The sequence below is a fragment of the Paraflavitalea sp. genome (assembly GCF_059502485.1).
Map to the genome: position 1 here is coordinate 1,326,512 of NZ_JCACET010000011.1, position 21,337 is coordinate 1,347,848.

Genomic DNA, 21,337 nt, shown 5'->3' on the forward strand with positions numbered 1-21,337 from the left:
ATTGGTAAAATTGACCATGCGTTGTGCCTTATTCATATTGATACTGCTTATACACTTTTTTCCATCATCTGCTGTTGCGCAGCGTTACCGGGAACAGGTGGACAGTTTACGCCGTTTACTTTCCTATACCTCTTCTTCTAAAGCAAAAGTGGATATATTGAATGCTATCGCCCTCAACTATCAACGTGGTGATGGAATTAGCGAGGAAAACCTGGACAGTTGTATTTATTATGGGAAGCACGCACTGGCACTCAGTAAAAAGATCAATTATACTGCAGGTTATTGGGTTGCCCTTGACCGTGTTTATGACGGATATGACATTGGCAACCGGGTGGACAAGGCTTTTGAAGTGATTGAAAACATATACGACACTCATGTGGTAAAAATGCTGTACAGTTCTGCAGCCGTATACAAGAATAGTATCTGGCGGGCTGCTAATTATGATTCTGCACTCGTTTATTATAGGAAGGCATTGAAGATCAGCCGGGAGGTTGGCGACGCATGGTTCATCCGGCAAACCCGGCAGCGGATGTTAAATACTTATATCAATATCGGTGACACGGTGACCGCGTTGCAAGAAATGAAGGAGTACGAGCGTGACTATACTCCTCACCAGATTGCTGCTACATGGCTGAAAATAGGTGGCGCTCGAGGGAATCCGGATCACTTCCCCTTCAAACTTTCCTGCTATCAGCATGCCCTGGATATATACAGGAAGCTGGATGACAAAATGAATACCGGAATAGCTTTATTGAAAACGGGTGCAATATATGATGAGCTGGGTGATATAACGACCTCCGAACAACTCTACCTTGAAGCTATCAGGTTGCTTAAGCAAACGGAATATCCTGAAATATATGAAGCCTACCTGTGCCTGCATGATCTTTATTATTATAAGGGTGACCTTGACAAAGCGGTCTATTACTCGCTTGAAGCAATCAAAAGCGCAGAGCGATATAAAGTCAAAGATATCAGGCATTTTTTCCTGTATGACGGAAACAGCAGCAGCCTGTCTTTAAAGGCAGCCAGAAATGTAGCGGATTCTTATATGGACTGTATCATTATAAAGAACACCGCGCAAGAAATGATAAAGGCAGGAAAGTCAAAAGAAGCGCTGGATCTTTTATTAACCACTATCAACAGGGCCCCCAATTACCCTCCGCTCGAGAATCTTTTTTACACAGAGGCGCTGGATATTTGTTATGCAAGTATGGGACGATATGTGGAAGCGGAGCAGCAATACCTACAAATGATGACTTATGTACCTGCACTCAAAAAGCAATTTGCAGCTATTGCTCCTTATACGGTAGGGAAGTTTTATTATGAAACCGGGCAATATGCAAAGGCAGTCCCTTACCTCTATGAATATCTTCGATATCCGCGTGAATTCACGGCTCTGACAGGGGTAAGTGAAGCTCACCTGTTGTTGTACCGGATCGACTCGACCCGGCAGGATCATAGCTCAGCACTACAGCATTTCCGCCAATACAAAGGGCTCACCGACTCTCTCTTCAGTGCTACTAAAAGCAGGCAGATAGCAGAGTTGAAAGTGCAATATGATATTGAAAAGAAAGACCAGACGCTCCTGCTGCAACAAAAGGATATTGAATTGCTCACAAAGCAAAAGTTGTTGCAGCAATCACTGGCGGAGCAAAAGGGGAAAGATGTGTTATTAAAGCAACAAAGCATCGATCTGCTCAAGCAACAGCAATCATTGCAGGAAATGGTTTCCAATAAACAACAGCGGGAGCTGGAACGAAAAGAAAAGGAATTAGGACTGCAGGAAGAGAATATAGGTTTACTGCACAACAAGGAACAACTACAGGAATCACAACTGAGGCAGGCCAACTTTATCAAAAAGATGACGATCGCGGGCATCCTCCTGCTGCTGGTGATCGTTGGGTTATTGTATAACCAATACCGCATCAAGCACCGGAACAACCGCCGGATCAGTGAACAGAATGACGAACTGCACAAGCTGCTGGAGGAAAAGGAATGGCTGCTGAAAGAAGTACATCACCGGGTTAAGAACAATCTACAGGTGGTATTGAGTCTGCTGCAATCGCAATCAGTTTATCTTAAGGACGAAGCACTGGCAGCCGTGCATGTCAGCCAACACAGGGTGCAGGCCATGTCGCTCATCCACCAGAAGCTCTATCAGACCGATAATGTGTCTACTATCAACATGGATACTTATATTCCTGAGTTGGTAGATTATCTAAAGGACAGTTTTTTAACCCGCACACGCATCGTATTCGTCATGGACATAGCTCCGGTAGCGCTCGACGTGACGCAGGCTGTTCCCCTCGGCCTGATCATCAATGAAGCTGTGACGAATATCTTCAAGCATGCTTTTCCAGACAGAGAGCGGGGTCAGGTTCGTATTTCGTTGCAGTCATTGAACGAAGAGGATCTAATGCTGGAGATTTCCGATAATGGAACCGGACTACCTGCCAACGCTTCGGATATGCCCAGGAACTCACTGGGCCTAAACCTGATGAAAGGCTTGTGCAGGGACTTCAATGGGCGATATACGATCGAAAGCTATAATGGCACACATATTCAGGTTGTTTTCAACAGGCATAGTTATCAGCCGGCAGCAACTACGCATAGTTAACAGCACCGTACATCATACAACCGGTACCATGATCGGTACAACAGAAAAGCAAGTGCCAATCGGGGATAAATTGGTAAAATTGGTCATGCGTTTTGTATTGCTCCTCCTGCTCCTGATTGCTCAAAGTTTCCTGGTTACTGTTGTTGCTCAACAGGAAGCTGAAAGAAGACTGAACCGGACATTGGATAAATTATCGAATGCCCCAACTGACTCTGTAAAAGTGATGGCGCTGTGTGAAATGACAGGGTATTTTTATGCCAACCGGCAAGCGGTTTCTCACTGGATAGATAGTGTGATGAAGTATTCTTCGCAAGCACTGGACCTAAGCAGGAAAACAGGTTTCAGCTATGGCGCCTGGTATGCGCTATGGCAGCAAATGACCTCGCACCTCGTGTATGGCAATCATAAAAAAACCATGTCGCTTCTTACACAGGTGGCGGATAGCCAGGCAATCAATGCGCTGTGGGAATGGGCGAAGTATTACAGCGATCCTATCTATAGCTTCCGGATCAATTATGATTCTGCTTTTTATTTCAATGATCAGGCAAGGATATTGAGTGAAAAAACACAGAAACCAGCACTGATCAGCCTGAGTTATAACAGGCTGGCTATACTACATTGCGTGACCGGAGATACCTCCACCGGTCTTAAACAGGCAGCTATTGCAGCGTCTTATTATAAAAAGCCTGAGGGAGTGATCGCTGTTATGTGGTATAATATGGGCATAGCAGTACCGTTTGAAGAAAAGTATTATCCTTTTAAACTTGCCTGCTACGAACGCAGTATGGACATGCACCGGCAATTGAACTTCAGCAACAAACTGAATCTTGGGAGGTTGTATATGTCGATGGGCGATATCGATGATTATTCCGGCAGGACCGATGAGGCTGAACGTAAGTTTCTTGAAGCAGAGCGACTATTGAAGGAGGCTAAGGATAAACAAATGTACCTGATCCATCTCCGGTTATATGATTTTTACTTTTATAAGGGGAATTATAATAAAGCGGTATACAGCGCTTTTGAGGGCCTGAAAAGCGCAGAGGCTTCCGGGCTCAATAACCGGCATCAGTTTTATCTGTATATCGGCAACTCGTATCTTGATATGGGGCAGGTGAAAAAAAGTATCGAATATTATGAGAAGGCATTTACCAGCGCCCGTAATAGTGATAGAAAGATCAATGGGGTGCTGATCAAGCGAATGGCAAGGGCCATGATAGCTAATGGCCAGGCAGCTGAAGCGCTTGATTTTGTACGAAAAGCCAATAACGAATTTATCACTCCCTACTTACGCGATTCGCTGATGAAGTGGGAAGCGCTGGGCCTTTGTCATGTGGCACTGAAGCAATATGATGAGGCAGAAAAATATTTTCTACGGATGGAAAGGTTAGCGCCTTCCGTAGATAAAATGTTTGCTGCTATTGTTCCTTATGTACTCGGCAAGTTCTATTATGAAACACAGCGCTATGATAAAGCTTCTCCTTACTTACTTAGAAGCCTGCAAACGCCCAAAGGCTTTTTGCCTCAGATCGGCTTTAGCGAAATTTCGCTGATGTTATACCGGATCGATTCTTCACGACACCAATATGAATCAGCACTCGCACATTTCCGACGACATAAGACTATCGAGGATTCGGTGTTCAACAATACTAAAAGCCGCCAGATAGAAGAGCTAAGAATCCAGTACGATATAGGCAAGAAGGACCAGGAGCTCAAGTTGCAGGAAAAAGACATCGAATTGCTGACCCGGCAAAAATTACTGCAGCAGGCGCTGGCTGAACAAAAGAGCAAGGATGTGCTGCTACAGCAGCAAAGTATCGACTTGCTCAAACAAGAACAATCGTTGCAGGAAGTGATCACGGAAAAGCAACAACAGGAACTGGCTCAAAAAGAAAAGGAGCTGGGATTGCAACAGGAGAATATCGATCTATTGCACAACAAGGAGCAATTGCAGGAGTCGCAACTCAAGCAGGCTAATTTCATCAAGAAGATGACATTTGCCGGCATCGTGCTGCTGCTCGTGATCATGGGGTTGTTGTATAATCAATACCGCATCAAAAACCGCAATAACCGGGCGATCAGTGAAAAGAACGAGCGGCTGAACGGCCTGCTTGAAGAAAAGGAGTGGTTATTGAAAGAGGTACACCACCGGGTAAAGAACAATCTGCAGGTTGTATCGAGCCTGCTGCAATCGCAATCGGCCTACCTGAAGGACGAAGCGCTGGCTGCAGTGCATGACAGCCAGCACCGCGTGCAGGCCATGTCGCTTATCCACCAGAAGCTCTACCAGACAGACAATATTTCCACGATCAACATGGACATCTATATTCCCGAGCTGGTGGATTACCTGCGGGATAGTTTCGTAACCCGTACCCGTATTGTGTTTGTAATGGATATTGAACCGGTAGCGCTGGACGTAACGCAGGCTATTCCGCTCGGATTGATCATCAACGAGGCTGTAACCAATGTATTCAAGCATGCTTTTACCGGCCGGGAACGTGGACAGGTACATGTATCGCTCAAGCAACTGAACGAAGAAGAACTCATCCTGAATATTTCAGATAATGGTATTGGTCTGCAGATCGACCCTGATCTTTTTCCCAAAAGCTCCCTCGGCCTCAACCTGATGAAGGGTTTGTGCCGGGATTTCAATGGCCGGTATAATATCGAAAGCAAAGAGGGCACGCATATAGAGATCATTTTTATGAAGGTGCTGCCGCCTTACCGGGGAACCAGTTACCCAAGTTGAGATCACTCAAAAAGAGGATAACGGATGATACCAGGGCAATTCTGACGTATTAAACCGGCCATGGATAAATTTAACCGCACAAATGAGGGAATTGACTATTTTTGTACTGCTCTATTGTACCCCAACCACGCTGCCATTTGATCTCCTGCCCTTTAAATAAATAGTATCCAACCCTTTTGAATGCAATAAGTCCGTTGTTTGGTTTCGCCTGTATCGAGTTGTGTACCCTTCATTAACTAATTCGTACAGCTTATGCTTAAAAGCTTTACCTGTTTATTTTTACTGGTATTCTTTCTCCCGTACCTGCATGCGCAGGACATGATCAAGGCTGTGAACCTGGGCCAGCACCCCGACTCTATCTTACTTGCCGACAGCTCCGTAAAATCTTACTCCAATGCTTCGATCGTAACGCTCATCAACAGTATATCTCAAAAGGCCAATGAACAGGCGCTCACCGGCAAAACGCATTCTCCTGCTCAATATGACCAATATTTTACTGACTTTGCCAATGCCTATGGCATTACGTGCACACAAGCGCGTCAACAGGTAAATATGTGGGCACACACCGACTCTATAAAAGCGCTCGATGACGACTTGCTGCAGGGCGCGCGTCATTACATCCTGCAACAATTCCAATCCTCTTCTCTCTTTTATGAAAAGGCCGCTGAATATCAGGCTGGCAACCTGCCCGCCAGGATCACCAGCGCGGACTGGAAGGACTCCACCATCATTCAGGCCCTGGAAGAAACCTGCACCACATACCTGCTGGCAGGCAATAGCTCTACTGAAGGTGGCGATCATAAGAGGGCGATCCTCCTGTATCGCAAAGCGGACAGTTTGTTCACGTTGTGTGGTCACCCCGCCGGCAGACCCGACCCGCTGGCCAGCCGGAAAAACTACCTCGCTGAGCTGCTTTCTTCGGCATTGTATGCAGAGGGTTGCCTGCTTGGTGGAGAAGCAGGCCTGAAGTTATTGGCGCAGGCTATATCGCTTGAACAAACAGCGCTCACCCGGTGCAGCCAGACTGCTGCTCCACAGGAATGGGCGCGGGCACACTGTAATCTCGGCACCTTATTGCAGGCACAGGCCGAATTGGTGGAAGAAGATGCTACTGCAGACAGCTTATATCTACAGGCTATATCTGACTACAATGCAGCGCTGGCCGTTTATACACGCAAAGACCTGCCACTGGAATGGGCACGCATTCAAAATAACATGGGTGTAGTGCTGAGTAAACTGGGCGCCATAGAGGAGGCTATAGTCAACTTCAAAACAGCATTGGAAATATTTACTCAAAAGGACCATCCCGAGGATTGGGCGCTGACGCAATATAACCTGGGCAATATGCTGCAATCGCAGGCCAGCGAAAGGAAGGAAGCTGAGGCTGCGCCTTTGTTTCAACAATCGGCTGTTGCTTACAAGCTGGCATTGGAAGTATATACACAAAAACAGCATCCGGAAGAATGGGGCTGGGCACAGCATAAGCTCGGTGTATCGTTGTATCAACAAGGACGAGTGTCTGCAGGCAGGGACCTGCTTTCGCAATCTGTAACGGCATTTCGTGCCGCGCTCACCGTGCGTACGCAGGATTGCCACCCCGAGGAATGGGCCAGCACACAATATAACCTTGGTACCGCGCTTTGGGAAGAAAGCAGCCGCGCAGCTGGTGACAACGTTTCACTGCTGGAAGAAGCTATCAAGGCTTATGATGCTGCATTGACCGTTTATTCTAAAACAGCCTACCCCAATCAGTGGTTCAATACACAAAATGGCCTGGGGCTGCTGTATGAACAAAAGCAACAGTGGGAAAAAGCTATCGCTCACTTCGAAAAGATCCGCGACATGGAACCTATGTATGCTGCGCAGAAGGTAAATGAACTGCGTAAGAAAGCGGGAAAGTAAGCAACCCTTCGACAAGCTCAGGGTGACATTCTTTATTCTCCGTTCGCGTTTGTCGTCAGCACTTCGCTCATGTAATCAAAGAAGGGCCGCATGTTCTTGAAGGTTTGATTGGCCAGTTTCAGGAAGTCTTCACTCAGCACTTCTTTATCGGTAAATCTTTTGATCAGCAGGAATTGTTTGTAGCGCAGCAGGTCGATGGCCTCATGATCGGCCGGGAAACCTTTGGGCGCTGTCTTTACCTGCTCGCCTTGCAAAGTGCCGAAGGTGTTTATGAATGTTTTGCTGTTGAGTATTTTCCTGAGCGGGGTATCATCAAAAGAGATGTCCTCCCGGATAAGTTTCAGGTCGGCGGGATTGGGCGCCCAGAAGCCGCCGGCGAAATAGCTTTTGCCACCCGGCTCCAGGTGGAAATAATAGCCGCCCCGGCGGTATTTGGTGGCGCGCCTGTAGTGGCCGCTCCAATTGGTTTTGTAAGGTGTTTTATCCTGCGAAAAGCGGGTGTCACGGTAAATGCGGTGCAAGCTTTTCTTGCCCGATGGTGTTTCTATTTCATCGTGGCTGTTCATCTCCTGCAACAATGCTTCAGCAAAATCCGCTATGCGGTCCTGCTCCGTTTCGAAGGCTGCCTTATGGGCATTGAACCACTCGCGGTGGTTGTTTTTCTTTAGTGTATTAAGAAAATCAAATCCCGACTTGTGCACCTGCGGCGCCTGTTTCACTTGTTTTGCCATCTGTATACAATTAACCCGTTTGCGGCGGCAAACATACGACGAAACGGGTTTCCTTGTTACGAGCCTGGCTGGGTGGGTGTAACGTTGATATAATACATATCCTCGATCGCCGTCTTGTCGAACAGGGCAGTCTGACCATCTTTCAGGGTCACGTTCTGCCACTGATCGGTGGGTTTTATTTTGATGCTGGCTGTCTTGCCGATCAATGACAGCGGCAGGTTGAACCCGGCTATGCAATTGGAATAGCGATAGAATACTTTTTTCTTGTCATCGCTGAAGTAGTATTCAAACTTGGGTATCTGTGTGTTGCGGAGGTATTGATCGAATACCTTACCGTAATCAAATTTGGCTTTCGTGGAAATGTATTTTTCTACCTGAGCGGAGGTCACCGTTTGGTGGTAGAAATCTTTGTTGAGGCCACGGAGTATGCCGCGCCACAGCTCATCATTGTCGAGGCTGTGACGGATGGCTTGCAGCAGGTTGCCGCCTTTGGGATACATATCACCACTACCCTGCGCGTTTATATTATAAGCCGGAATGATCGTACGGTCGTTGCGGATGCCACGGCGAATGCCTTTGTTGTATTGGTTGGCAGCATCAACGCCAAAGATGTAATCGGTATACAGTGTTTCGCTGTAGTTGGTGAATCCTTCATGCACCCACATATCGGCGAGGTCGACTGTTGTTAGGTTGTTGCCAAACCACTCATGGCCACTTTCATGCACCACGATGAAATCCCACTTCATGCCATAACCAGTGCCAGATCCATCACGGCCGCGGTAGCCGGGCTTGAACCAGTTGCCATAGGATACAGCGCTCTGGTGCTCCATGCCGGTGTTGGAAGTTTCAACGAGTTTGTAACCGTCTTCATAAAAAGGGTACGGACCAAACCAATGTTCGAACGCTTTGAGCATATTGTTTACTTCCAGGGGCCAGTAGCCTTTTGCTTTGTCAAGGTTGTAATCGAGCACCCAGTAGTTGATATCGAGGTTGCCTTTTTCGCCTTTGTAGGTTTCTCCCCAGTTCACGTATTTACCAATGTAGGGAATGATGCAATAGTTGCTGATGGGGTTCACCACTGCCCATTTGTAAGTGGCTGTGCCATCGCCATTGGCTTTTTTAGATTGAAGGCGACCCATTGCCACCGCTACCAGCGTGTCGGGCACCGTCATGGTGATGCTGGCGCCCTGATCGGGCTCATCCATCTGGTGATCTTTACAGGGGTACCAAATGGAAGCGCCGAGGCCCTGACAGGTTACCGTCATCCAGGGACGACCGAGTGAATCCTTGGTCCAGGTCCAGCCACCATCCCATGGGGGACGAACGGCTTCGTGGGCTTTACCAGAGAAGTAGATGGCCACTGTGTTAACAGAATTAGCCGCCTGTTTTGGCGTTTTTATATACCACACTGTTCCTTCCTTGGCGAAGGTGAGGGATGTTTTTTTATTGAATACTACACTATCGATCACCAGGGGATCGCGCATATCGATCTGCATGCGGGTGCCAGTGCCTTTTACTTTGTAGGTGATCTCGTTGGAACCGCTGATCGTCTTCGCCAGGTAGTCGGGCTTCACGGAAAGATCATACCGCTGGATATCCCACCAGGTCCTGTCGGCATTGAGGCTGCCTCGCAGGGTATCGGCCTTTGTGGGCTCTTTTCCTGCAACGCCCTGCCGGGCAAAACTCTTGACGCTTGCTAATGAGAACAGGCCACAGGCCGCGATGGTGAGGATATTTCTGGTCATCCCCAAATTTAGCGGGAGGCGGCTACAATGAGCGGAAGGAATTTAGCCGGTTTGATACAGAAATTAACTTATTGATGAGAGGTAATAAGGCAACGAGTCTCAAAATCCGTATGCTATGTAGCGGTCTTTATACACGCCTTTTTCGATACGCCACACCACACCATAGGCGCCAGCGCCATCACTGTTCATAGATTGGATGTAAAGTATATCGTTTTGCTGATCATAGTTGACAGTGGTACTGTACAGACTTGGTTCAAAGAGGTTGCTGAGGGCAGCAGCAGGGAGGCGCATTGTCTTTGTACCTATTTGTATAACTACCGATTGATAAGCAGTGGTGGGCAGCCCACCATCTGTGCCCCAGTACTGTTTGCCATCGATCAGCTCTATTTGTGTGGGTGCATCCTTGTAGTAGGAGAATTGGTGTTGCTGTTTGTTGAATTGCTGTTGGGTGAGCGTAATCTTCACTGCATCTTTCTGAAAGCTGATGCTGTTCTCTGCTTTCGATGACACCGGTATAGTGGTATAACCGGAAACCTGTGTGAGCCGGTCGGTATACACATATCCATTATGTTCCTTTCCTTTTTGTGCATAGTTGATGTATGTCCAATTGCCCTTACTTTCGAAACAATATACCAAATGACCATTCTGCAGTTTACCGGCAATGTTGTTGCCGGTAGCTGCTTCGCTCCGCACGTTACAATATCCATCTTTATCGCTTACAATGGCAAACTGTGCTGCTGCCAGCTTTACGAGGATCGTTAGAAAGAGCGTAAATAACAGTTTCATACCCACAAAATAGCGCAATGACTGCAATATTGCAATGGACGTAACAAATACATAAAGTTGCTTTGAATTTTACAACTTTCGGATTGATTGGCGCAATATCATAACTATTATACATACCTAACTTTGTATTAAATATTCATCTTATGAGCTCATCAAAAGTGTGGTATATAACAGGGGCGTCCAAAGGCATTGGCCTTTCGCTGGTTCAACAATTGCTGGCCATGGGGCACCGGGTGGCTGCAACTTCACGCCATGAGTCGGCCCTCCAGCAGGCTGTGACGCATAACAACTTCCTTGCGCTGCAAGCCGACCTTACTAATGAGGAATCGATCGGTAATTCCATCGAGGCCACCATCGAACGTTTTGGCAGGATAGATGTAATCGTAAACAATGCCGGCTATGGTACCGGCGGTGCTTTGGAAGAGTTAACGTCTACAGCTATCCAGGAGAATTTCGACATCAACTTGTTTGCGGTGATCAAAGTGATCAGGCAGGCGATGCCTCACCTGCGGCAGCAACGGTCGGGTCATATCATCAATATATCCTCTATCGCAGGTTTTGCGCCCGGCATCGGCTGGAGCATTTACGCTGCCGCCAAGTTTGCCGTTAGTGGTTTATCGGAAGCGCTGGCGCATGAGTTGACACCACTCGGCATTCACATCACTACCGTGTCGCCCGGTGCTTTCCGTACCAACTTCTTACAGCCGGATTCGATCGTATTTACCAATCGTGAGATAGCCGACTATCAACATGTGCGGGCAGCGCATCAAAAGATGCATGCGTTGAATGGCAACCAGGCGGGTGATCCGGAAAAGGTGGCCGAAGCATTGCTGCAACTGGTTGGGCATCCCCACCCTCCCGTGAACCTGTTTTTGGGTACTGATGCTTTCAACCGGGCCGCTACGAAGATCAATCAACTGACGCAACAGATGGAGGAATGGAAAGATGTCACCCTATCTACTGACTTCACAACAACAACCGCTTAATGACGCAGTCTTGGGGCTTTTGGTAATTTAGTATCACATATCTGTAATTCTTACATTATCATGGCGGTGATGGCTTTCTATTTTTGAATGTGTATTCAAAATTATAAAACCATCATTCCATGGCAACATTGCTCAAACAAGGCAAAAGTGAAACTGATATACAGCAGGCTGATAGTAAGGTAAAAGAAACCGTCTCCAACATTATCGCCACCATCGAACAGGAAGGCGATGCTGCTGTGCGCAGACTTTCTGAACAGTTCGACAAGTGGTCTCCTGCCTCCTTCCGTTTATCTGCCAAAGAGATACAGGACATCATCGCCACCGTACCAGCCAGCGTGGTAGAAGACATCCGCTTTGCGCAACAGCAGATCCGTTTTTTTGCTGAACAACAAAGGGCTTCCATACAGGACATAGAAGTAGAAACAAGGCCCGGCGTATTCCTGGGCCATAAGAATATTCCCGTTAATAGTGTAGGCTGTTATGTGCCCGGTGGCCGCTATCCGATGGTGGCTTCTGCCCACATGACCATCCTCACTGCCAAGGTAGCCGGTGTGCCACGCGTCATTGCCTGCACGCCTCCTTCGCAAGGCAAGATACCTGCCGCTACCGTGTGTGCTATGCACCTGGCCGGCGCTGACGAAATCTATGTACTGGGTGGTGTACAGGCTGTGGTGGCTATGGCTGTAGGCACTGAAACTATTCAACCGGTGGATATGCTGGCTGGTCCCGGCAATGCGTATGTAGCGGAGGCCAAGCAACAGTTGTATGGCCGCGTAGGCATCGATCTGTTTGCCGGCCCCACTGAGGTGCTGGTGATCGCTGATGAAACCGCCGATGCAGAAATGGTGGCCTGTGATATTCTCGGACAGGCCGAGCATGGCACCAACTCTCCCGGCGCCCTGATCACTACTTCTAAAAAGCTGGCTGAGGAAACGCTCGTAGAAATAGAGCGGCAATTGCAAACCTTGCCTACTGCTGCGGTGGCCCGCGTGGCCTGGGAGGAGAACGGCTCCATCATCCTGGTGAAAGATGATGCTGAGGCGGTGATAGAAGCCGACAAGCTGGCTTATGAGCACGTGGAGGTTTTGACCAAGGACCCTAATTATTACCTGCAACATATGCGCAACTATGGCGCTCTGTTCCTCGGCCCGGAAACCAATGTAGCTTATGGCGATAAAGTGATCGGCACTAACCATACGCTGCCTACCAAAAAAGCAGCGCGCTTTACCGGCGGCCTGTGGGTGGGCAAGTTCCTGAAGAATTGCACGTACCAACGCTGTACGCCCAAGGCCAGCGCAGAGATCGGCGAATATGCCATGCGCCTGTGCGAGATCGAAGGTTTTATGGCGCATCGCGAGCAGGCTGCCCTGCGTGTGAAACGGTACGGGAAGAAGTAGACAGGTATTAGCTTTTAGGCTTTAGCTGTTAGCCCTTTGGCGGTCAGGCTTTAGCTTCAATAGTCAGGGCTCTCAAAACCAGCAAAATAATACCAGTATTCGGTAGAACTTGCGTCATAAAAGCTGGTACTTTTTTTCAAATTTGAACCCTGACCCATCGACCGGTTGGGGTTTATTATTTCATACATTCATTATATCATGACTTCTGTTGTTACAAGTACAAAAAAAGATTGGTGGAAAGAAAGTGCTAAAGGTGTACCTCATTTGATAACGGATACGCCCGGGCCCAGATCGAAGGCCATGCATAGTAATGCTGCAAAGTATATGAAAGGGCTCAGCAGCCAGGTGAAGCTCTTCCCTGTTTGCTTTGAAGAGGGCTATGGCGTGACGCTGACAGATGTGGACGGCAACAAGTACCTCGACTTCAGCTCGGGCATTTATGTAACTTCCCTGGGTCATTGTCACCCCAAGATATCGGAAGCCGTGGCCTACTGGGCTAAGAAGCTCATGAACGCACACGATTTCACTACGCCGGTAAAAGAGAAATTGCTGGAAAAGATGGCTGATGTGTTGCCCGGCAACCTGAATGCCATTCAGCTGTACAGTGATGGTTCATCAGCTGTGGAGGCAGCTATCCGTGCTGCCCGCGCCATCACCGGCAAACATGAGTTCATCAGCGGGTACCGCGATTTCCATGGCAAGTCGATGGCGGCTGTAAGCTGCGCACAGATGATCCGTGGTGATGTATTCAGCTACGGCCCTACCCGCGCTCCGGGTTTTTACATGGTTCCCCGTCCTGATCCTTATCGTCCGTTGTGGACCAAGGCTGATGGCAAGATCGATACCGATAAGTACATCGAGTTCTATGAACAGTTCATCACAGAAAGCACTGTGGGTAACCTTGCCGCTTTTGTGCTGGAGCCTGCGCAAGGCTGGGCCGGTTCTATCTTCCCGCCCGATGATTTCTTCCCCAAGCTGCGTAAGTTGTGTGACAAACACAAGGTGCTGCTGTTTGACGATGAAGTGCTGGCCGGCATGGGACGCACCGGTGAATGGCTATGTATGAATCACTGGGATGTGGTGCCTGATATCGTTACGCTCGGCAAATCATTCGGCAACGGTTTCCCCGTAACCGCGATGGTGCTGAAAGAAGAATATGGCGAAGCACTGGAAAGTATTTCTGCTTCCAGCAGCTATGGCGGTAACCCCATGGCTTGTGCTGCTGCACTCGCCTCTATCGAGGTGATCGAAGAAGAGGACCTGCTGGACAATGTGCGCACTGTAAGTGCTGCTATCATGAAACGCCTGGAGCGCATGAAGGAGCAACACCCCATCATCGGTGATGTAAAAGGCAAAGGTTTCCTGCTCGGCATCGAGCTGGTGAAGGATAAGCAAACAAAGGAACCGTTCCCCAAAGCTGGGACGCTCGTCTATCAAAAGGCTTTCCAACGAGGACTGGCCTGGATACCGGCGGGTCATATCCTGCGCATGTCGCCCCCATTGATCATGGATGAAAAACATGCGATGCTGGGGATCGACATGATCGAGGATGCGATCACGGAGGTGGAGAAGGAATTTGGATATTAGGTGTTAGCTTTTAGGCGTTAGCTTTTAGCAATTGATATCAATGATTAAATTATAGTGGTGTTGCGTAATAGCGTAATCTATATTCTACTTATGGGCATTGTTGGTCATACTGCGTGTAATGATGCTGATACTACTACAACAAATGTTGTTGAGGAGCAGGCTTGTGTGGATACTTTGCGCAATGCTATATCTACAGCTAAGAGCTTTTTCATTAAAGTGCATGCAGGCGAAGCGCTGGTATCGAATAACCATACGGAAGGGATTGAAAACGCTTTTATACAGTTGCGGGCAGAGAACCCGGCCAATGCCATCGGCGCCACACGCGTACTGGCAAGGTTGTATAAGCATATAGGCGATATCACTAACTACGACGCCTGCATAAAGCTGGTGACCAATCAATACCTTCATGGAGACTCGGCACATCCAAGATTGGTGGCGCTGGAAAGTCTGGGCAAGCTGGGTTATACCACTGAGTTGCCGGAAGTGAAACAGGATGCCGCTACCGGCTCCGGCGGCTTCAGGGCCATGGCTCGCTGGGTACAGTGCAACGGAGGAACGCAGGCCGGAGAAGACAGTCTGGCAGCTTTACTGGCTTACCCCGATGCCGCCGACTACCGCGGAGCAGCGTATGCACTGCGCTTCAAAGGATCGGTGAGTGATAGTACGCGTCAGTTGCTGGAACAATGCGTGAACAGGTTACCTGTTACTGAGCCTGCAAGGGTATATGTGGTAAGTGCGCTGTTTGTTCATTCATCAGGGGCGCAAAAGGATACCGTTAAAAAACAATTGCTGGAATATTTACAAGGACCTGTAGCTGCGCGTTATGAGCTGGCGGAAGCGTTATCCCGCAACGGCGAGGAGGAAGATGTGCCTGTGCTGGAAAGGTTGTTGAAGGATGCAGACCAGGATGTGCGCGTGGCAGCAGCGAATGCGTTGCTGAAGATCAGTATAATAATTTCACTTAAGAAGTTCAAACTTTAGCGCAGAACGATAAAGCTACCTGGTCTGGCCGCTTTGAGCGGCCTGACTAATACGGAATCGCGAAACAGAAGGAAACTAATTATATAAGCGTATGACGAAAATGAGAGACAGCCGCGTATTGAGAAAACTGCGTGCCGGGAAAACGGCCAGTTGCCTGAAGCTGAACATTGGCGATGGACAGGCAGCGGAGATTGCTTCGATGGCAGGCTTCGATTGCCTGTGGATAGACCGTGAGCACCTGGCGCAGGACTGGTCGGTGTTGAATTCCCAGATATGGGCCACCAAATGTCATGATACCGACGTGATGGTACGCGTATCACGCGGCAGCTACAGTGATTATATCAAGCCGCTGGAAATGGATGCTACCGGCATCATGGTGCCACACGTGATGAGCGCCGACGATGCAAAGCAGGTAGTGAAGTGGACGCGCTTCCATCCGCAAGGTTTGCGCCCCATCGATGGCGGCAGCGCCGACGGTGGTTATACCCGGCACGACTTTGCCGCTTACCTGCAACATGCCAACGAACAACGTTTTATCGTATTACAGATAGAAGATGTGGAAGCGCTGAATGATATCAATGCTATCGCCGCTGTGCCCGGTTATGACATGTTGTTCTTCGGTCCCGGCGATTTCAGTCAATCCATTGGCGCGCCTGGTGATTGGAACAATCCGAAATTATTGGAAGCGCGTAAGCTCGTAGCCAAAGCAGCGAGGGATCACGGAAAATTCGCCGCCACTTCCGGCGGCATCGGCATGCTGGAAGAATTCCTGGAGATGGGTTACCAGTTTGTGAATGTTGGCGCCGACGTGGTGGGCCTTGGCCAGTATTGCGATGGCATCCTGCAAAAGTTTCATGCTGCTTCACCTGCCTCCAACAGCAGTAAGCAGCCGGGCAAACCCTATTAAGCAATTTATCATCAACAGGCCGATGGAGCAGACTACCAAAACTATCCCGCCCAACTCCCGTAACGCTTTTACCCTGAAAGGCAGGCTGATGCTGCCCGATGGTATACGCCCCGGCGCAGTGACTGTAGTGAATGGCGTTATTACACAAATATATGGTGAAGATTACCGCGATGAGCACACGACAGATCTGGGCGATGCTTATATCGTTCCGGGATTTGTAGACCTGCACATGCATGGTATTCACCAATACCTGATCGATAACGGGCTGCATGACCTGGAGATGATCTGCCGCATACTGCCGCAGTATGGCATCACCAGTTTTTTGCCTACCGTAGCGCCCCGCAAAGAAGGGGAAGATGCAGCTTTTCTGAAAACCATTTCAGTGGTTAAAAGTGAAGGCGCCAATATATTGGGTTTTCATCTTGAAGGTCCTTTCCTTAAACTGACCGGCTCGCTTTCGGCAGAGGCTGTAGCCAAAGCCGATCCCAAGCGGGTGAAAGCATTGATCAACGCTACGCTGCCTTATACAGCTGTGTTCAGCGTATCACCCGACATCGACAATATCACGGACATCATTCCTTTGATGACGGCCAACAATACGCCTGCCTTCATGACGCATACTGCGGCCAATGTAGAACAAACACAGGCAGCTATTGCGCTCGGTGCGCGGCATGCCACACACTTCTATGATGTGTTTCCCTGTCCGGAGGTAAGAGAGCCCGGCGTTCGCCCCAGCGGTATTGTAGAAGCCATACTGGCTGATGAGCAGGTAAGCGTCGACTTCATACTGGATGGCGTACACGTAGAGCCCATTGCTGTGAAGATGGCAATGGTGAGCAAGAAGAACGGTCCCGGCAAAGTGTGTCTCATTACAGACAGTAATATAGGCGCCGGACTGGAGCCAGGCCGGTTTACGTTTGGCGACAGCGGTGAGATCGAATTTGCCTACAAAGGTAGTCCGGCCCGCAAAACGACAGACAACACGCTTGCCGGCAGCGGCCTCACCATGGACCAGGCTGTGCGCAACGCCATCAGCATGTTGGATGTAGACCTGCACGAGGCAGTCACCATGGCCAGCCTCAACCCTGCCCGCGTAATCAACGCCGATGACCGCAAGGGGAAATTGCAAACGGGCTATGATGCAGACTTCGTGGTCATGGACGAATCATTGCAGGTGATGCAAACATGGATTGGTGGCGCACTGCGGTATCAACGATAAATTTCAAACAACAATTATGAGCCAATTTACTTATAAACCTTCTCACCACGTACCCTTCCGCGATGAAGCGGCCATTGCCAAAGTATTGAATATAAAACGTGGCGATATTGAAAAGCATGCCAACCCTGATTTTAAGATACGGGTAGTGCCCGATGCCGATGTTGAGTTCCTGTGGGTGACCGATATGTTCCAACGCATCAAACGTTCTGCCGACACCGGTGAAAAGCTCGTTATGATCCTGCCCAACCCCTGTCCTACTTACCGGCATGTGGCACGGCTGATCAATGCATGCAAGATCGACTGCCGCAATGTGTATGCTTTCGCGATGGATGAATATGCCGATGAGAACGGCAATATTGCCCCGGAGAATTGGGAGTTTGGTTTCTCTCATGCCATGTACAAATATTTTTATTACAACATCGATGAAGCATTGCGCCCTGCCAAAAAGCAGATCGTGGGCTTCACCAATAAGAACCTCAAAGACTATGGCAAGATGCTGACCGATATGGGTGGCGCCGATGTTTGCTACAGCGGTCCGGGCTGGACAGGCCACCTCGCTTTCATAGAACCGGATGCACCGGAGTTTAGCGGCACGCTGGAAGAATGGAAGCAGATGGGACCACGCATTTGCACGTTAAGCCCTTATACACTCGCACAGAATTCGCTGCATGGCAGTTTTGGTAAAAGTGGCAATTTGGCGGCGGTGCCGCCAAAGGCTGCCACTATCGGTCCGGCACAGGTGATCGAAGCCAAACACCGATACGATACGCATTCTATCAGCGTACATGGCACTACTACTTCCTGGCAGCGTTTCATTACACGCCTTGTATTGCACGGGCCAGTGACGCCGCTGGTGCCGGAGTCGATCCTGCAAACGCTTCGCACGGATGTATATGTGTCTGAAACCGCCGCACAGAATATTGAACCCGACTGGGATAAAGGTTATTAATAAAGAGAAAGTACACCTATGTATGACAAAGTCCATACCCTGGTAGCCGGTGCAGCGGAAGTAAATATTACGCCTTCAATATCATTACACCTGGCCGGCTACCCTTTTACAGCCCGCAACAGTACAGGCGTACATGATCCTTTACTGAGCACTGCACTCTATATATCCGATGGCGCTACGCCTGTTTTGTTCATCGGCAACGATGTGATCTTTACCGGCAAAGCTTCTGTAGCACGTGTGCGTGAACAGATAAGCCAGCAAACAGGTATACCCACTGCTCATATACTCATCAGCGCTACGCATACGCATTCAGGGCCTGTCATCGTTCCCTTCGTGGCAGGCAGTCACGATGCGACTGTTCCCGACCCTGATGAAGCGTGGCTACGCCTGATGGAAGCAGGCATGGTGGAAGCCGGCATTATGGCTTATGAAAGGGCTACGCCTGCACGCATTGGACTTGCCATGGCCAATGCCACCGGCATCGGCACCAACCGGCAGGATCCTGATGGCCCTTCCGACCTCGATGTGCCCGTGATGATCGTTCGCTCGGTGAATACCAGCAAGCCCATTGCCGTGATGCTGATTTGCAATATGCATCCCACCGTGCTGCATGAAGATTCAACCCTGTACAGTGGTGATTTTCCCGGAGTGGCCAGACAATTGTTGCAACAAAAGCTGCTGACCGTTCCCTGCCCTGTACTATACCATACCGGCGCTGCGGGCAATCAAAGCCCCCGCTATGTAACGAAAAGCAATACGCTGGCAGAAGCGCAACGTATCGGCTCAATACTGGCCAATGCAGTGGCCAGTGTTTTTGATCGTATTCAATATACCAGCGACATCACCACCAGCGTGCGTCAGCTTTTTACCGACCTGCCAAAGAAAAAGTTTCCGGACAAAACTGTTGCAGCAACACACTTAGCACAAAAGCAACAACAACTCGAACGCCTGCAACAGGAAGGCAACAATCCCAAAGCAATCCGCACGGCAGAAGTGAACTGGTTTGGCGCCGTGGAGCTTGCCTACTTGTGTGAGTTGGCAGAACAGGGCACACTGGAAGCTGTGTATGCAAGCTGTCTGCCTGCTGAAGTGCAGGTGATCCAGGTGGGTCCCTGGACTTTCGTGGCTTGGCCCGGCGAAGTATTTATCGAGTATGCCCTGCAACTGAAAGCACAACACCGCAATGTATTTGTGATCACGCTGGCCAATGGTGAGCTGCAGGGATACATTGTGACGCAGGAAGCAGCGGCACAGGGAGGCTATGAAGCATCGAATGCTATTTTTGATCACACCAGCGGCGGGGTATTGGTGGCCACTACCCTGCAGGCGCTGACAAACTGATGTATGATGGACCTGTATCTCGGCATAGACCTTGGCACTTCTTATTTCAAAGCTGGACTGTTTGACGCAGCTGGCCGCCTGCGCGGTCTCGGTCGCAAGCCCGTGCCCAAGGAAATGCCTGCACATAATATTTGTGAACTGCCCGTTGCTGCCTTCTGGACCACATTACAGGAAACCATTGCCGAGGCACTGCAGGAAGCCAATGCACAACCGAAACAGGTGAAGGCCATGTCGTATGCTTCACAGGCCAACAGCTTTGTGCTGCTGGATAAAGACAACCAGACCTTAACGCCCATCATCCTGTGGCCCGATGAAAGAGCAGGCGATGTGCATCCCGACCTCGATGCTTTTTGCAAGCTGCAGGCATGGCGGGTGAAGACAGGCATGGGCATTCCGCTTTCCAAACATTCGGCCGTCAATAAACTATTATGGTACCAGTCGCAACCAGCGCTGTTGAAGCGTGCTACTTCCATGCTCACCATCTCCGACTATCTTACGTTGGTAGTGACCGGTCAGCGCTTTAGTGATTTAAGTACTGCTTCCTTGCTGGGATTACTCGACGTGCAAGGAGGTAGCTGGTGGCCCGCGGCATTGGCTTGTGTGTTGCCAGATACCTCTTATGTGGCAACGCCGCATCGCACCGGTACCAGCGCCGGCACTTTAACGCGTGAAGGCGCCAGCTTGCTGGGACTTACACGTAGTACGGCTTTCTTCCTTGGTGGCCTCGATCACCATATTGCATCCATCGGCGCAGGCGTGCATACCGGCGACCGCCTCAGCGAATCTACCGGCACTGTGTTGGCAGCTGTTCGTTACAGCCATCGCTACGATACACAGGAGACCGTGTGCATAGCGCCGGGCCTGGATGCGCAGCATTATTTCAACATGACATTCGACAACAACGGCGCCGGTTTCCTGGAATGGTACCAGCGAACCAAAGCGCCGGAACAAAATATACAGCAACTGCTGCAAGCGGCAGCTACTATAGCACCTGGCAGCGAAGGCTTACAAGCTATCATGCACAAGCAGGCCAATGACACGCAATACCTGTTTGAAGGCGCCACCCGTCATCATCAGCATGGGCATTATGTTCGTGCTATTCTTGAGTCGACTGCCTGGCGACTGGCTGACCTGTTGCATAAACTCGATGGCAATGCTCCTACCGGCGTGGTAAGTACCGGGGGCGGCGCGCGCAGTACTTTGTGGACAGCCATCAAGGCATCTGTTACCGGACGGCCTTTTATGATACCGGCTTGCAGTGAAGCAGCTTGCCTGGGAGCAGCGTTGCTGGCAGCTACTGGCAGCAGTCTTTTTAACAGTGCTACAGAGGCAGCCGATCAGTGGGTGCAATACCAGGCGGAAGTGGAGCCTGATGTAAAAGAGCAGGCATTGTATGGGGAATTAGCTGTTAGCCTTTAGGTATTAGCTTTTAGGAATACATTT

General features: G+C 49.5%; 15 protein-coding genes. 12 read left to right on the plus strand and 3 right to left on the minus strand.

Annotated features, from left to right (window positions below; translation table 11 throughout):
- The first annotated feature begins 16 nt into the window (after window positions 1–16).
- The 3 genes from AC5JBY_RS33025 to AC5JBY_RS33035 all read left to right on the plus strand — a co-directional run bounded on the left by AC5JBY_RS33025 (window position 17) and on the right by AC5JBY_RS33035 (window position 7,265).
- Window positions 17–2,617, plus strand: coding sequence for a tetratricopeptide repeat-containing sensor histidine kinase (locus tag AC5JBY_RS33025; protein ID WP_495908985.1), 2,601 nt, complete (start codon window positions 17–19; stop codon window positions 2,615–2,617).
- Window positions 2,550–5,363: a tetratricopeptide repeat-containing sensor histidine kinase gene (locus tag AC5JBY_RS33030; protein WP_495908986.1), complete on the plus strand. Its 2,814-nt coding sequence runs from the start codon at window positions 2,550–2,552 to the stop codon at window positions 5,361–5,363. The genes AC5JBY_RS33025 and AC5JBY_RS33030 overlap by 68 nt, the downstream gene beginning before the upstream one ends.
- A gap of 252 nt (window positions 5,364–5,615) precedes the next feature.
- Window positions 5,616–7,265, plus strand: coding sequence for a hypothetical protein (locus tag AC5JBY_RS33035; RefSeq protein ID WP_495908987.1), 1,650 nt, complete (start codon window positions 5,616–5,618; stop codon window positions 7,263–7,265).
- 32 nt (window positions 7,266–7,297) lie between these two features.
- Here AC5JBY_RS33035 and AC5JBY_RS33040 read toward each other — a convergent pair whose 3' ends face one another.
- From AC5JBY_RS33040 to AC5JBY_RS33050, 3 genes are all read right to left on the minus strand, one after another.
- The gene (locus tag AC5JBY_RS33040; protein WP_495908988.1) at window positions 7,298–7,996 is read right to left on the minus strand and encodes a DUF2461 domain-containing protein; all 699 of its coding nucleotides are present in this window, start codon (window positions 7,994–7,996) and stop codon (window positions 7,298–7,300) included.
- Between the two features lie 56 nt (window positions 7,997–8,052).
- Window positions 8,053–9,741 carry a M1 family metallopeptidase gene (locus tag AC5JBY_RS33045; protein ID WP_495908989.1) on the minus strand — a complete coding sequence of 563 codons (1,689 nt, stop codon included), beginning with the start codon at window positions 9,739–9,741 and terminating at the stop codon, window positions 8,053–8,055.
- Between the two features lie 99 nt (window positions 9,742–9,840).
- Window positions 9,841–10,527, minus strand: coding sequence for an SH3 domain-containing protein (locus tag AC5JBY_RS33050; protein ID WP_495908990.1), 687 nt, complete (start codon window positions 10,525–10,527; stop codon window positions 9,841–9,843).
- 143 nt (window positions 10,528–10,670) lie between these two features.
- Here AC5JBY_RS33050 and AC5JBY_RS33055 point away from each other — a divergent pair, with 143 nt between their 5' ends.
- The 9 genes from AC5JBY_RS33055 to AC5JBY_RS33095 all read left to right on the plus strand — a co-directional run bounded on the left by AC5JBY_RS33055 (window position 10,671) and on the right by AC5JBY_RS33095 (window position 21,313).
- Entirely contained in the window at window positions 10,671–11,513 is an 843-nt protein-coding gene (locus AC5JBY_RS33055) for an oxidoreductase (RefSeq protein WP_495908991.1), read from the plus strand.
- Between the two features lie 119 nt (window positions 11,514–11,632).
- A complete protein-coding gene (hisD, locus tag AC5JBY_RS33060; RefSeq protein WP_495908992.1) occupies window positions 11,633–12,910 on the plus strand; it encodes a histidinol dehydrogenase in 1,278 nt (425 codons plus the stop codon).
- Window positions 12,911–13,210: 300 nt separating this feature from the next.
- On the plus strand, window positions 13,211–14,497 hold the full coding sequence (locus tag AC5JBY_RS33065) for an aspartate aminotransferase family protein (RefSeq protein WP_495908993.1): 1,287 nt from the start codon (window positions 13,211–13,213) through the stop codon (window positions 14,495–14,497).
- 90 nt (window positions 14,498–14,587) lie between these two features.
- Window positions 14,588–15,478 (plus strand): HEAT repeat domain-containing protein, encoded by an 891-nt coding sequence (locus AC5JBY_RS33070; protein WP_495908994.1) that lies wholly within the window; start codon window positions 14,588–14,590, stop codon window positions 15,476–15,478.
- A gap of 91 nt (window positions 15,479–15,569) precedes the next feature.
- Window positions 15,570–16,385, plus strand: coding sequence for an HpcH/HpaI aldolase family protein (locus AC5JBY_RS33075; RefSeq protein WP_495908995.1), 816 nt, complete (start codon window positions 15,570–15,572; stop codon window positions 16,383–16,385).
- Window positions 16,333–17,604 (plus strand): N-acetylglucosamine-6-phosphate deacetylase, encoded by a 1,272-nt coding sequence (gene nagA, locus AC5JBY_RS33080; protein ID WP_495908996.1) that lies wholly within the window; start codon window positions 16,333–16,335, stop codon window positions 17,602–17,604. The genes AC5JBY_RS33075 and nagA overlap by 53 nt, the downstream gene beginning before the upstream one ends.
- A 16-nt stretch (window positions 17,605–17,620) precedes the next feature.
- The gene (locus AC5JBY_RS33085; protein WP_495908997.1) at window positions 17,621–18,553 is read left to right on the plus strand and encodes a sugar phosphate isomerase family; all 933 of its coding nucleotides are present in this window, start codon (window positions 17,621–17,623) and stop codon (window positions 18,551–18,553) included.
- A gap of 18 nt (window positions 18,554–18,571) precedes the next feature.
- Entirely contained in the window at window positions 18,572–19,894 is a 1,323-nt protein-coding gene (locus AC5JBY_RS33090; protein ID WP_495908998.1) for a neutral/alkaline non-lysosomal ceramidase N-terminal domain-containing protein, read from the plus strand.
- A 3-nt stretch (window positions 19,895–19,897) separates the two neighbouring features.
- Window positions 19,898–21,313 carry an FGGY-family carbohydrate kinase gene (locus tag AC5JBY_RS33095; RefSeq protein ID WP_495908999.1) on the plus strand — a complete coding sequence of 472 codons (1,416 nt, stop codon included), beginning with the start codon at window positions 19,898–19,900 and terminating at the stop codon, window positions 21,311–21,313.
- Window positions 21,314–21,337 lie beyond the last annotated feature (24 nt).